Here is an 11473-nt window from a genome sequence, read left to right on the forward strand (position 1 = left end):
CGCCGGTCCGGCCGAGGAGGCAAGGCGGATCAGTTGGTGCGTTGGTCAGCGACGTTATGCTTGTCCGTCAACAGCCCCGCCGGCGACGGATGGTTCTGGTTGCTTTCCTTGAGCGGAATGAAGCTGCGCCCAACGGCCGGCTGGGGTCGGGGTTCCAGACTGCCCGGCTTCAGGATGGTCTGGTAATCGGCGGAAAGATTTTCAATGTGGTCGCCAAGCCGTCGGACCACGCGGTCGGCGACCCGCTCGGCAATGGCTTCAACGGCGTGTTCGGAAAAAGGGGGGGAATCACCGGTGTCGTCCCGGGGAGCCCGCTCCATCCTGGCCCTTCGGCTTCGGAATGACCTGAAGCGCAGAGCAACCACCAGGACGGCGAACACCACCAACCCGATCATGGCTCCGCCCAGGATCAGCGCGTCGATGGCGGAAAGGGTGGCCTGGGCGCTCAACTCACCTATCTCTCAGGGCGAACGGAATCAGGGTGTGCAGCACAAGATATTCCAAGAACTGCGCTGCCGCAAGGAGTCCGAAAAAAAGCGTCGCAGAGGTGAACAGGTGGGCAACCAACCCATGTTCGGCGAACCTGAAGGCCAGGTACACGGTGACGAGGATGGCAAAGATATTGAGGGCGAGCGAATAGACCACGCCGTCGGCATGGCCCTCGCTATCGTACACGGCCAAGGTGGTCAGGCCGTAGGCGGTCAGGACGATGGCGAACAGGATGGATATCCAGGGGGCCTCGGACCAAAGGCGCATGATCTCTGGGGTGGTGGCCAGGGAAAAGACGGCACCGGCATAGGCACCAACCAGGGTGGTGACCGCGCGGCGCCAATATCCCCATGGTTCATTCGTCATGTGGCTCGAATCTCTTGCTGTCGAAGCAGTAGATGACGAAATCGTCCTCGTCGTCGAGAATGCCGAGACTGATGTCGAGCTTCTCGGCGAAATAAGGGCTTCCGGAGCCGTGTTGCGGATCCTTCAACGGCGTCGCGAAAACTTCGATGACGATGGCCGGGTCGGCTTCGTTCGGCAGCTTCCGGTTCTTCAGCCCCCGTTTCCAACGGACGATGTCCCCGGGCTTGAAGGAGTGGGTCTTGTTGAATGAACTGAACCTCTGGCGAAGTTTGTCAGCTGAACTCATGGGGGTGCCGCCATCCCTGTGGGTGTAACGCCGAAAATATCCATCGAAAGGAACGCGGTGTCAATAAGCGGCCCCTGTCGCACCAGCCGGGCCGGTGCCGCCGCCGCGAACAGCACGGCGACCGCGTTGACGAAGGGTGACGGCGGCCAGCAGGAAATGGTCGTGGGCTGGACTCAGGTGTAGCATCCTGGCCTTACCTGCGCTGCCGCCGCGCCGCGCCGCTTTCTGTTTCTTTCGCCATGGTGGCCAGGCCGGGACATGACGCGCAAGCTGCTCGACACCGCGCATCTCGAGGTATTCCACCGCCCCGGCCCGGGCGGCCCCTTGCTGGTCACCTTCAACGAACTGGGCATGATTGCCGACGGCACCCGGTTCTGGGGCCAGGCGGTATGCGACCGCCTGAACCTGGATGCGGTCGGCATCGTCTCCCGCCGGCCCAACTGGTTTCCCGTCGCCGACATGGCCCAGGCGGTGGCGGCGTTGGCCCCGATCCTGGCCCGCCACCACGACATCATCACCTACGGCCACAGCCAGGGCGGCTACGGCGCCGTCAAATACGCCGCCGCGCTGCGGGCCACCCGGGTGGCCGCCTTCTGCCCGCAATGGTCCATCGAGCCGGCGCTGCTGGGGAACGCCGACCGCCGCTTCGCCGCCTATCATCACGTCGATCTGCATGCCGGCATGGCGGTGGAGGGCGGCGACTGCCCGGTGCCGGCGGCGGTGGTGTTCGATCCCTCGACGGCCGAGGACCGATGGCATCACGACCGCCTCGCCGAACGGGTGCCGGTGATCTCGGTGCCGGTCCATCACAGCGGCCATGCGGCGGTGCGGCTGGTGGCCGGGGCCGAGCCGTTCGGGCGTTTCCTGGATCTGCTGCTGGGCGGCGGCGACCTGCGGGCGTTCTTCCACGGACTGCGCAAGGCCAGCCCGCTGGTCCGCGCCACCATCCTGTTGCGCCGGGCCGGCCAATTGGAGGCCCGCGGCCGGGGCGACGCGGCGCAGGCGGCGGCCGAGGCGGCGGCGCAAGCGGCGCCCGACCAGTTCGAGACGGCCGAAGCGGCGCTTCAGGTGATGCGCCGCCTGGGGCGGCACGACGCCGCCCTGGGCCGGGCCGAGGCCCTGGTGGCGCGCTGGCCCGACAGCCACCTCGCCTGGATGCACCTGGCCCAGGTCCGCCAGGACCGCCAGGATTGGGCCGGGGCCGAGGCGGCGCTGGCCCGCGCCATCGCCCTGCGCCCCGAGATATCCGGCCTGCACCTTCGGCTGAGCATCCTTCTCGAACGCACCGGCCGGGACGCGGCGGCCCTGGCGGCGGCGCGCCACGCGGTGGAGCTGAACCCGGCGATCGCCCACAATCATGTCCGTCTGGCCGAGTGCCTGCTGCAGGCCGGGCGGACGGACGAGGCCTTGGCCGCCATGGATCGCGCGCTGGCGCTGGCCCCGGACGACCAGGGACTGGTGCGCTGGCGCGACCGGGTCCGGCGGGGGTGACGGGGGGGTATTCCGGCTACCGCATCAGCCCGGCCAGAGGCGCCGCCGAGACCGCGCTGGGGGGCTGGAAGGGGTTGCCCTGGATCAGGACGATGGCGGCGGTGGGGGCGGCCGCGGCGGCGAACAGGGCGACCGCCAGCAGCTCGGCCTTGGGCTGGTCCACATAGACCATGGCGATGGAGATCATGGTGAGCAGGCCGAGGAAGGCCATGCCCAGCCATTTCAGCGGATTGACGTGGGTCTGGCTGAGCGCGATGCGCTGCTCGCGGGCGTCCCTGACCTCCACCGCCCGCTGCAGCATCTGCTGGTGCACCGCCGGGGCCAGGCCGGCCGCCAAATCGGGCCGCGAGAGGGTGGCCAGCAGCTCGGCGGTCATCTCGGCGGTGGCGGCGCTGCTGGCGCGGCGGGCCAGCAGCGGCCATTCCTCGTCCACCGCGCTGGCGGCGTAGCGCTTCACCGCCGCCGCCACCGCGTCGCGCTGCGGCTCGGGCAGGTGCTGGGACAGGGCCAGGATGCTGCGCAGGTTGCCGGCCTCGTGGAAGGTGGCGGTGACGGCGCGGTCGTGGGCGTTCCAGGTGTCGTTGGCGAGGAAGGCCAGGGTCAGCGCGAACAGCACGCCGACCACGTTGACGAAGGGCGGCGAGACGCCGCGGAAGGCGCTGATGGCCGCGGCGTGGCGCGAGCGGTAGGCCAGCCACAGCAGGAAGGCGGCGGCCCCCAGGGTGCCGAACAAGGCGATGGCGGCCAGCAGGAAATGGTCGTGGGTCTGGATCAGCTGGGGCATCTGGGGCATCCGTCCGGAGGGGGGCGCGGCCGGCCGAAATCCCTTCCCTTGGGCGGCCAAGTCGCGCTAATCAGTCATCCTTCCGCAATAGTGGGCAAGACAGGGAATGACGCGCAAGCTGTTCGGCACCGACGGCATCCGGGGCACCGCCAACCTCGACCCCATGACCGCCGAGACCGCCCTGAAGCTGGGCATGGCGGCGGGCCGCCATTTCACCCGCGGCCAGCATCGCCACATGGTGGTGATCGGCAAGGATACCCGCCTCTCGGGCTACCTGATCGAGCCGGCCCTGACCGCCGGCTTCGTCGCCGTTGGCATGGACGTGATGCTGGTGGGGCCGCTGCCCACGCCGGCGGTGGCCATGCTGACCCGCTCGCTCCGGGCCGATCTCGGGGTGATGATCTCGGCCTCGCACAATCCCTATCAGGATAACGGCATCAAGCTGTTCGGCCCCGATGGCTTCAAGCTGTCGGACGAGGACGAGCTGGACATCGAGGCCAAGATGTTCAACGGCCTCGATGCCTACCGGGTCGGCTCGGACCATCTCGGCCGGGCCAAGCGCCTGGACGACGCGGTCGGGCGCTACATCGAATACGCCAAGAGCAGTTTCCCGCGCGGGCGCCGCCTCGACGGCCTCAAGATCGTGGTCGATTGCGCCAACGGCGCCGCCTACAAGGTCGCCCCCACCGTGCTGTGGGAACTGGGCGCCGAGGTGGTGCCGGTGGCGATCACCCCCGACGGCTTCAACATCAACAAGGATTGCGGCTCGCTGCACACCCAGACCATGCAGACCCAGGTGGTGGCCCACGGCGCCCATCTTGGGCTGGCCCTGGACGGCGACGCCGACCGGGTGGTCCTGTGCGACGAGAAGGGCCGCATCATCGACGGCGACCAGCTGATGGCGCTGATCGGCGCGTCGTGGCACCGGGCCGGGCAGTTGAAGGGCGGCGGCATCGTCGCCACCGTCATGTCCAACATGGGCCTCGAGAAGTTCCTGGGCGGCCACGGCCTGGCCCTGCACCGCGCCGCCGTGGGCGATCGCTACGTGCTGGAACGCATGCGCAAGGACGGATTCAACATCGGCGGCGAGCAGTCGGGCCATATCATCCTGTCCGACCATTCCACCACCGGCGACGGCCTGGTGGCGGCGCTGCAGGTGCTGTCGGCGCTGGTGGAATCGGGCAAGCCGGCCTCGGAGGTGCTGCACCTGTTCGATCCCTTCCCGCAGGTTCTGAAGAACGTCCGCGTCGCCGGCCAGCCCTCGGCGGTGCTGGAGCAGGCCTCGGTGGTGGACGCCATCAAGGCCGGCGAGGGCCGCCTGGACGGCTCCGGCCGGGTGCTGATCAGGAAGTCGGGCACCGAGCCGCTGATCCGGGTGATGGCCGAGGGCGAGGACAAGGCGGCGGTCACCGCGGTGGTCGATGACATCGTCGCCGCCATCGAGGCGGCGGCTTAAGCGAAGCGACAGGCGGTCGATCAACGACCGCCAGTTCCGCAACCGATGCCAGAAGGGAGCCCCCCATGAACGGTCGCGTCCTCATCGTCGCCGGGTCGGATTCGGGGGGCGGGGCCGGCATCCAGGCCGACATCAAGACGGTCTCGGCGCTGGGCGCCTACGGCTCCACCGCCATCACCGCGCTGACCGCCCAGAACACAAGGGGCGTGTTCGGCGTGCACGAGGTGCCGCCGGCCTTCGTGGCGCAGCAGATGAAGCTGGTGCTCGAGGATATCGGCGCCGATTGCATCAAGACCGGCATGCTGGCCGGCGTGCCCATCATCGAGGCGGTGGCCGGGGCGCTGCAGGCCCATGCACCGGGCATAAAGCTGGTGGTCGATCCGGTGATGGTGGCCAAGGGCGGGGCGCCCTTGCTGGCCGACGACGCCGCCACCGCGCTGATCCATCTGTTGGTCCGGCGCGCCGCGCTGATCACCCCCAACATCCCCGAGGCCGAGGTGCTGCTGGGCCGGCGCATTCCCGATCTGGCGGCCATGGAGGCGGCGGCGGTGGAGCTGCTGGCGCTGGGGCCGAGCGCGGTGCTGCTGAAGGGCGGCCACATGGAGGGCGAGGTGCTGGTCGATCTGCTGGCGACGGCGGCGGGCGTCACCGCCTTCACCGGGCGGCGCATCGCCAGTTCCTCCACCCACGGCACCGGCTGCACCCTGGCCTCGGCGGTGGCGGCCGGGCTGGCGCAGGGAATGGCCCTGGCCGATGCGGTGGACCGGGCGCGGGCCTATGTCCGCAAGGCCATCGAGACGGCGCCGGGCCTGGGGAGCGGCCACGGACCGCTCAACCACCTGCACACGGTAAGCGCGTTTCCCTAGACTGGAATCCCTCAAAAACACCGCGCTTGCCAGCCACCGGCACCCTGTTACACTCCGCGCCGGGCCACGGCCCCCCAACGGGCCGCGTCCCTTCTGTGAGGGAGGGTTTCTCGTATGACTGAGCTTCCGCGGCCGGCCTCCAAGCCCGCCAACCCCAATTTCTCCTCGGGTCCCTGCGCCAAGCGTCCGGGCTGGACGGTCCAGGCCCTGGCCGGCACGCCGGTGGGCCGCTCCCACCGCGCCAAGATCGGCAAGGCCAGGCTGGAGGAGGTGATCACCCGCACCCGCGCGGTGCTGGGCATCCCCGACGATTACCGCATCGGCATCGTGCCGGCCTCGGATACCGGCGCCGTCGAGATGGCGCTGTGGTCGCTGCTGGGCGAGCGCGGCGTCGATATGATGGCCTGGGAAAGCTTCGGCGAGGGCTGGGTCACCGACGTCACCAAGCAGCTCAAGCTGGCTGACGTCCGCGTCTTCCGGGCGCCCTACGGCGAACTGCCCGACCTCGCCCAGGTCGATTGCGACCGCGACGTGGTGTTCACCTGGAACGGCACCACCGGCGGCGCCCGAATCCCCAACGGCGACTGGATCAAGCCCGACCGCAAGGGCCTGACCATCTGCGACGCCACCAGCGCGGTGTTCGCCATGGCCATGCCGTGGGACAAGCTGGACGTGGTCACCTGGTCCTGGCAGAAGGTGCTGGGCGGCGAGGGCGGCCACGGCATGCTGGTGCTCAGCCCCCGCGCGGTCGAGCGCCTGACCACCTACAAGCCGGCCTGGCCGCTGCCCAAGATCTTCCGCCTGACCTCGGGCGGCAAGCTGGCCGAAGGCATCTTCAAGGGCGAGACCATCAACACGCCGTCGATGATCGCCGTCGAGGACCAGATCGACGCCCTGAAATGGGCCGAGCAGGTGGGCGGCCTCAAGGCCCTGATCGCCCGCTCGGAGGCCAACCTGGCGGCGGTGCAGGCCTGGCTGGACCAATCCGACTGGGCCGAGAACCTGGCCAAGGATGCCAAGGTGCGGTCGTGCACCTCCATCTGCCTGGCCATCAAGGCGCCGTTCTTCGCCAAGCTGTCCGACGACGACAAGGCGGCCGCCGCCAAGAAGATCGTCTCGCTGCTCGACAAGGAAGGCGTCGCCTACGACATCGGCGCCTACCGCGACGCCCCGCCCGGCCTGCGCATCTGGGGCGGCGCCACCGTCGAGACCGCCGACATCCAGGCGCTGCTGCCCTGGCTCGACTGGGCCTTCGCCCAGGTCAAGGCGGAGTTCGAGCCGAAGGTTCAATAAGCGGCACCGGCCCTCTCCCCCAGCCCCTCTCCCGCAAGCGGGCGAGGGGAGCAGCCCCCTCCCTCGCCCGCCTGCGGGAGAGGGAGGGCGGGGGAGGGAGAGGGCGGCGGCCCGCACACGTTCCGGGAAGGAAGAGTCCATGCCCAAGGTTCTCATCAGCGATAAACTGAGCCCCGCCGCCGTCCAGATCTTCAAGGATCGCGGCATCGAGACCGACGTCAAGGTCGGCCTCACGCCCGACGAGCTGAAGGCCGTCATCGGCGATTACGACGGCCTCGCCATCCGCTCCAACACCAAGGTCACCGCCGAGGTCCTGGCCGTCGCCGGCAACCTCAAGGTGGTCGGCCGCGCCGGCATCGGCGTCGACAACGTCGATGTTCCGGCCGCCACGGCGCGCGGCATCGTGGTGATGAACACCCCCTTCGGCAATTCGGTCACCACCGCCGAACACGCCATCGCCATGATGTTCGCCCTGGCCCGCGACATTCCCCAGGCCAATGCCTCGACCCATGCCGGCAAGTGGGAGAAGTCCAAGTTCATGGGCGTCGAGCTGACCGGCAAGACCCTGGGCATCATCGGCTGCGGCAATATCGGCGCCATCGTCGCCGACCGCGCCCTGGGCCTGAAGATGAAGGTGCTGGGCTACGATCCCTTCCTGTCGGCCGAACGCGCCCAGGACCTGTCCATCGAGAAGGTGGACCTGGACGGCCTGTTCGCGCGCTCCGACTTCATCACCCTGCACACCCCGCTGACCGAGGCGACCCGCAACATCATCGACGCCAAGGCCATCGCCAAGATGAAGAAGGGCGTGCGCATCATCAACTGCGCCCGCGGCGGCCTGGTGGTCGAGGAGGACCTCAAGGTGGCGCTGGAAGCCGGCCAGGTCGGCGGCGCCGCCCTGGACGTGTTCAAGGTCGAGCCGGCCAAGGAGAACGGCCTGTTCGGCATGGACAAGGTGGTGTGCACCCCGCATCTCGGCGCCTCGACCTCGGAGGCGCAGGAGAACGTGGCGCTGCAGGTGGCCGAGCAGATGGCCGACTACCTGCTCACCGGTGCCGTCACCAATGCCCTGAACATGCCGTCGGTGTCGGCCGAGGACGCGCCCAAGCTGCGGCCCTACATGCAGCTGGCCGGCCAGCTGGGCTCGTTCGCCGGGCAGCTCACCGAGCACGCCATCAAGGAAGTGCGCATCGAGTACGAGGGCCACGTCGCCACCCTGAACACCAAGCCGCTCTCCGCCATCATCCTGGAAGGGCTGCTGAAGCCCATGAACGAGGCGGTCAACATGGTCAACGCGCCGGTGCTGGCCAAGGAGCGCAACATCGACGTCTCCGAGGTCAAGAACGAGCGCGAGGGCGACTACCACACCCTGGTCCGCGTCACCGTGGTCACCGAGGCCCGCACCCGCTCGGTGGGCGGCACCCTGTTCGGCGGCCACAAGCCCCGGGTGGTCGAGATCAAGGGCATCCCCATCGAGGCCGAGCTGGGGCCGCACGTCCTTTACGTCACCAACCAGGACAAGCCCGGCTTCATCGGCGCCCTGGGGACGGCGCTGGGCAAGCACGGCGTCAACATCGCCACCTTCCACCTGGGCCGCTCCGAGGCCGGCGGCGACGCCATCCTGCTGACCCAGGTCGACCAGCCGCTGACCGACGCCATCATCGCCGAGGTCAAGGCCCTGCCGCACGTGGTCCAGGCCAAGGCGCTGACGTTCTGACCATGGTACCGCAAGACTCCCCCTCCCCCGCCTGCGGGGGAGGGAGGGGCCCGGCGGTCAGGCCGGGAGGGTGAGGGCCTGGGCGCCAGCCGCGAAGGCGGACGCAAGCCCTCTTCCGCTCGGCTTTGCCTCGCACCCTCTCCCGCAGGCGGGCGAGGGTTGGCGGCGGCGATTTCCGTTTGCCGTGAACGGGCAAACGCGATAAACCGGGCTGCCCTACGCCACAGGAAGCCGACGCCCTTCCCATGACCGATTCCGCCAACCGGGCGTTGCTGCCCGCCGGCCTGCGCGACATCCTGCCTCTTGACGCCGAGCACGAGGCGCAGGTGGTCGGCCGCGTCATGGGCTTTTTCGCCGCCCGCGGCTACGAGCGGGTGAAGCCGCCGCTGATCGAGTTCGAGGACACCCTGCTGGACGGCGCCGGCGCCGCCACCGCGTCCCAGTGCTTCCGCGTCATGGACCCCATGAGCCAGCGCATGATGGGGGTGCGCGCCGACATGACGCCGCAGGTGGCGCGCATCGCCGTCACCCGCCTGGCCGGGGCGCCGCGCCCGCTTCGCCTGTGCTATGCCGGCCAGGTGCTGCGGGTGAAGGGCAGCCAGCTGCGGCCCGAGCGCCAGTTCGGTCAGGCCGGCATCGAGCTGTTCGGCAGCGATTCCGCCGCCGCCGATGCCGAGGTGGCGGTGCTGGCGGCCGAGGCGCTGCGCGCCCTGGGCGTGCCCGGCGTCTCCATCGACCTGTCGCTGCCGACCCTGGTGCCGGCGCTGCTGGCCGGGCTCGACCTCGATGCCGGCGAGGCGTTGCGGGGCGGCCTCGACCACAAGGACGCCGCCGCCGTCGCCGCCTCGGGCGGCACCGCCGCGCCGCTGCTGTCGGCGCTGCTGGCCTCGGTGGGGCCGGCCGAGCGGGCGCTGGGCATCCTCGCCGGCCTCGACCTGCCCGCCGCCGCCGCCGCCGAGCGCGACCGCCTGGCCGAGGTGGTGGCGCTGATCCAGGCCGCCGCGCCCGAGGTGACGCTGACCATCGACCCGGTGGAAAACCGCGGCTTCGAATATCATGCCGGCATCGGCTTCACCCTGTTCGCCCGCAACCTGTCGGGCGAGCTGGGCCGTGGCGGGCGCTACCTGGCCGGCGGCGCCGAGGCGGCCACCGGCGCCACCCTGTTCCTCGACAGCGTGCTGGCGGCGGCACCATTGCCGGAGATGCCGCGCCGGCTGTTCCTGCCGTCCGGCACCCCGGAGGGGACGGCCCGCGCCGTGCGCGCCGACGGCTGGATCACGGTGCCGGGGCTGGAGGCGGCCGCCGACCCGGCGGCCGAGGCCAAACGTTTGAACTGCCGCCACTATTGGGCGGAATCCGGCGTCAAGTCGGTGGAATAGGGAAGGGGCTTTCAAGATGGCGAATGTGGCAGTGGTGGGCGCCCAGTGGGGCGACGAGGGCAAGGGCAAGGTGGTGGACTGGCTGTCCGAGCGCGCCGACGTGGTGGTGCGCTTCCAGGGCGGCCACAATGCCGGCCATACGCTGGTGATCAACGGCGTCACCTACAAGCTGTCGCTGCTGCCCTCGGGCGTGGTGCGCGGCAAGCTCAGCATCATCGGCAACGGCGTGGTGGTCGATCCCTGGGCGCTGCTGGACGAGATCGAGCGCATCAAGGGCCAGGGCGTCACCATCACCCCCAACGAGCTGAAGATCGCCGAGAACGCCTGCCTGATCCTGCCCTGCCACGGCCATCTCGACCGCGCCCGCGAGGAAGCCTCGGGGGCGGCCAAGATCGGCACCACCGGCCGCGGCATCGGCCCGGCCTACGAGGACCGGGTCGGCCGGCGCGCCATCCGCGTCTGCGACCTCGACGACGAGCGCATCCTCGAGCAGAAGGTCGACAAGCTGCTGGCCCACCACAACGCGCTGCTGACCGCACTGGGGGCGCCGCTGCTGGACGGCCAGCAGATGCTGCGCCAGATCAAGGAGATCGCGCCCAAGATCCTGCCCTTCGCCGACGTGGTGTGGCAGCGCCTGGACGAGATCCGCCACACCCGCAAGCGGGTGCTGTTCGAGGGCGCCCAGGGCGCCATGCTCGACATCGACCACGGCACCTATCCCTTCGTCACCTCGTCCAACACCGTGTCGGGCAATGCCGGCACCGGCTCGGGCGTCGGACCGGGCCAGGTCGGCTACGTGCTGGGCATCTGCAAGGCCTACACCACCCGCGTCGGCTCGGGGCCGTTCCCCACCGAGCTGGACAACGAGATCGGCCACCGGATCGGTGATCGCGGCCACGAATTCGGCACCGTCACCGGCCGCCGCCGCCGCTGCGGCTGGTTCGACGCGGTGCTGGTGCGCCAGGCGGTCAAGGTCGGCGGCATCGACGGCATCGCCCTGACCAAGCTGGACGTGCTGGACGGCTTCGACGAACTGAAGATCTGCACCGGCTACAAGGTGGACGGCAAGGTGCTGAGCCACCTGCCGTCGTCGCAGGCGGGCCAGGCCAAGGTGGAGCCCATCTACGAATCCATCTCGGGCTGGAGCGAGACCACCCGGGGGGCGCGCTCGTGGGTCGATCTGCCGGCCACCGCCATCAAGTACGTGCGCCGCATCGAGGAGCTGATCGAGGCGCCGGTGGCGCTGCTGTCGACCAGCCCGGAGCGGGAAGACACCATCCTGGTGCACGACCCCTTCGCGAAGTGATGTCCCTTAGCGCTTGAGCCCCGGCCCTCACCCCCGTACA

11 protein-coding genes are annotated in these 11473 nt (G+C 69.7%); 7 read left to right on the forward strand and 4 right to left on the reverse strand.

Features of this window, described 5'->3' with window-relative positions; translation table 11 throughout:
* Positions 1-29: 29 nt before the first annotated feature.
* From MTBUT4_RS12775 to MTBUT4_RS12785, 3 genes are read right to left on the reverse strand one after another with little or no spacing between them, the layout of a single operon-like run.
* The gene (locus MTBUT4_RS12775) at positions 30-449 is read right to left on the reverse strand and encodes a hypothetical protein (protein WP_173980070.1); all 420 of its coding nucleotides are present in this window, start codon (positions 447-449) and stop codon (positions 30-32) included.
* Between the two features lies 1 nt (position 450).
* Positions 451-855, reverse strand: a complete 405-nt coding sequence (locus MTBUT4_RS12780) for a hypothetical protein (RefSeq protein WP_173980071.1) — start codon at positions 853-855, stop codon at positions 451-453.
* Positions 845-1141, reverse strand: a complete 297-nt coding sequence (locus MTBUT4_RS12785; RefSeq protein WP_173980072.1) for a hypothetical protein — start codon at positions 1139-1141, stop codon at positions 845-847. The genes MTBUT4_RS12780 and MTBUT4_RS12785 overlap by 11 nt, the downstream gene beginning before the upstream one ends.
* Before the next feature lie 258 nt (positions 1142-1399).
* Between MTBUT4_RS12785 and MTBUT4_RS12790 the strand changes: the two genes are divergently transcribed.
* Entirely contained in the window at positions 1400-2632 is a 1233-nt protein-coding gene (locus MTBUT4_RS12790; RefSeq protein ID WP_173980073.1) for a tetratricopeptide repeat protein, read from the forward strand.
* A 16-nt stretch (positions 2633-2648) separates the two neighbouring features.
* Here the strand turns inward: MTBUT4_RS12790 and MTBUT4_RS12795 are convergent, their stop codons facing one another.
* A complete protein-coding gene (locus MTBUT4_RS12795) occupies positions 2649-3416 on the reverse strand; it encodes a DUF4239 domain-containing protein (protein ID WP_173980074.1) in 768 nt (255 codons plus the stop codon).
* A 106-nt stretch (positions 3417-3522) separates the two neighbouring features.
* Here MTBUT4_RS12795 and glmM point away from each other — a divergent pair, with 106 nt between their 5' ends.
* The 6 genes from glmM to MTBUT4_RS12825 all read left to right on the forward strand — a co-directional run bounded on the left by glmM (position 3523) and on the right by MTBUT4_RS12825 (position 11433).
* Positions 3523-4872: a phosphoglucosamine mutase gene (gene glmM / locus MTBUT4_RS12800; protein ID WP_173980075.1), complete on the forward strand. Its 1350-nt coding sequence runs from the start codon at positions 3523-3525 to the stop codon at positions 4870-4872.
* A gap of 65 nt (positions 4873-4937) precedes the next feature.
* Positions 4938-5738, forward strand: a complete 801-nt coding sequence (gene thiD, locus MTBUT4_RS12805; protein WP_173980076.1) for a bifunctional hydroxymethylpyrimidine kinase/phosphomethylpyrimidine kinase — start codon at positions 4938-4940, stop codon at positions 5736-5738.
* A 114-nt stretch (positions 5739-5852) separates the two neighbouring features.
* Positions 5853-7031: a phosphoserine transaminase gene (locus MTBUT4_RS12810; protein WP_173980077.1), complete on the forward strand. Its 1179-nt coding sequence runs from the start codon at positions 5853-5855 to the stop codon at positions 7029-7031.
* 139 nt (positions 7032-7170) lie between these two features.
* Positions 7171-8748 (forward strand): phosphoglycerate dehydrogenase, encoded by a 1578-nt coding sequence (gene serA, locus MTBUT4_RS12815; RefSeq protein WP_173980078.1) that lies wholly within the window; start codon positions 7171-7173, stop codon positions 8746-8748.
* 245 nt (positions 8749-8993) lie between these two features.
* Positions 8994-10127 carry an ATP phosphoribosyltransferase regulatory subunit gene (locus tag MTBUT4_RS12820; RefSeq protein ID WP_173980079.1) on the forward strand — a complete coding sequence of 378 codons (1134 nt, stop codon included), beginning with the start codon at positions 8994-8996 and terminating at the stop codon, positions 10125-10127.
* A gap of 16 nt (positions 10128-10143) precedes the next feature.
* Positions 10144-11433: an adenylosuccinate synthase gene (locus MTBUT4_RS12825; RefSeq protein ID WP_173980080.1), complete on the forward strand. Its 1290-nt coding sequence runs from the start codon at positions 10144-10146 to the stop codon at positions 11431-11433.
* Positions 11434-11473: the final 40 nt, after the last annotated feature.

The sequence above is a fragment of the Magnetospirillum sp. UT-4 genome (assembly GCF_902729435.1).
Classification (GTDB): domain Bacteria; phylum Pseudomonadota; class Alphaproteobacteria; order Rhodospirillales; family Magnetospirillaceae; genus Magnetospirillum.

Bases quoted from the DNA above. Each gene is read 5' to 3' on its own strand.
- MTBUT4_RS12790 (WP_173980073.1), top strand. From the start codon at position 1,400: ATGACGCGCAAGCTGCTCGACACCGCGCATCTCGAGGTATTCCACCGC.
- MTBUT4_RS12785 (WP_173980072.1), bottom strand. From the start codon at position 1,141: ATGAGTTCAGCTGACAAACTTCGCCAGAGGTTCAGTTCATTCAACAAG.
- MTBUT4_RS12825 (WP_173980080.1), top strand. From the start codon at position 10,144: ATGGCGAATGTGGCAGTGGTGGGCGCCCAGTGGGGCGACGAGGGCAAG.
- MTBUT4_RS12820 (WP_173980079.1), top strand. From the start codon at position 8,994: ATGACCGATTCCGCCAACCGGGCGTTGCTGCCCGCCGGCCTGCGCGAC.
- glmM (WP_173980075.1), top strand. From the start codon at position 3,523: ATGACGCGCAAGCTGTTCGGCACCGACGGCATCCGGGGCACCGCCAAC.
- serA (WP_173980078.1), top strand. From the start codon at position 7,171: ATGCCCAAGGTTCTCATCAGCGATAAACTGAGCCCCGCCGCCGTCCAG.
- MTBUT4_RS12780 (WP_173980071.1), bottom strand. From the start codon at position 855: ATGACGAATGAACCATGGGGATATTGGCGCCGCGCGGTCACCACCCTG.
- thiD (WP_173980076.1), top strand. From the start codon at position 4,938: ATGAACGGTCGCGTCCTCATCGTCGCCGGGTCGGATTCGGGGGGCGGG.
- MTBUT4_RS12795 (WP_173980074.1), bottom strand. From the start codon at position 3,416: ATGCCCCAGCTGATCCAGACCCACGACCATTTCCTGCTGGCCGCCATC.
- MTBUT4_RS12810 (WP_173980077.1), top strand. From the start codon at position 5,853: ATGACTGAGCTTCCGCGGCCGGCCTCCAAGCCCGCCAACCCCAATTTC.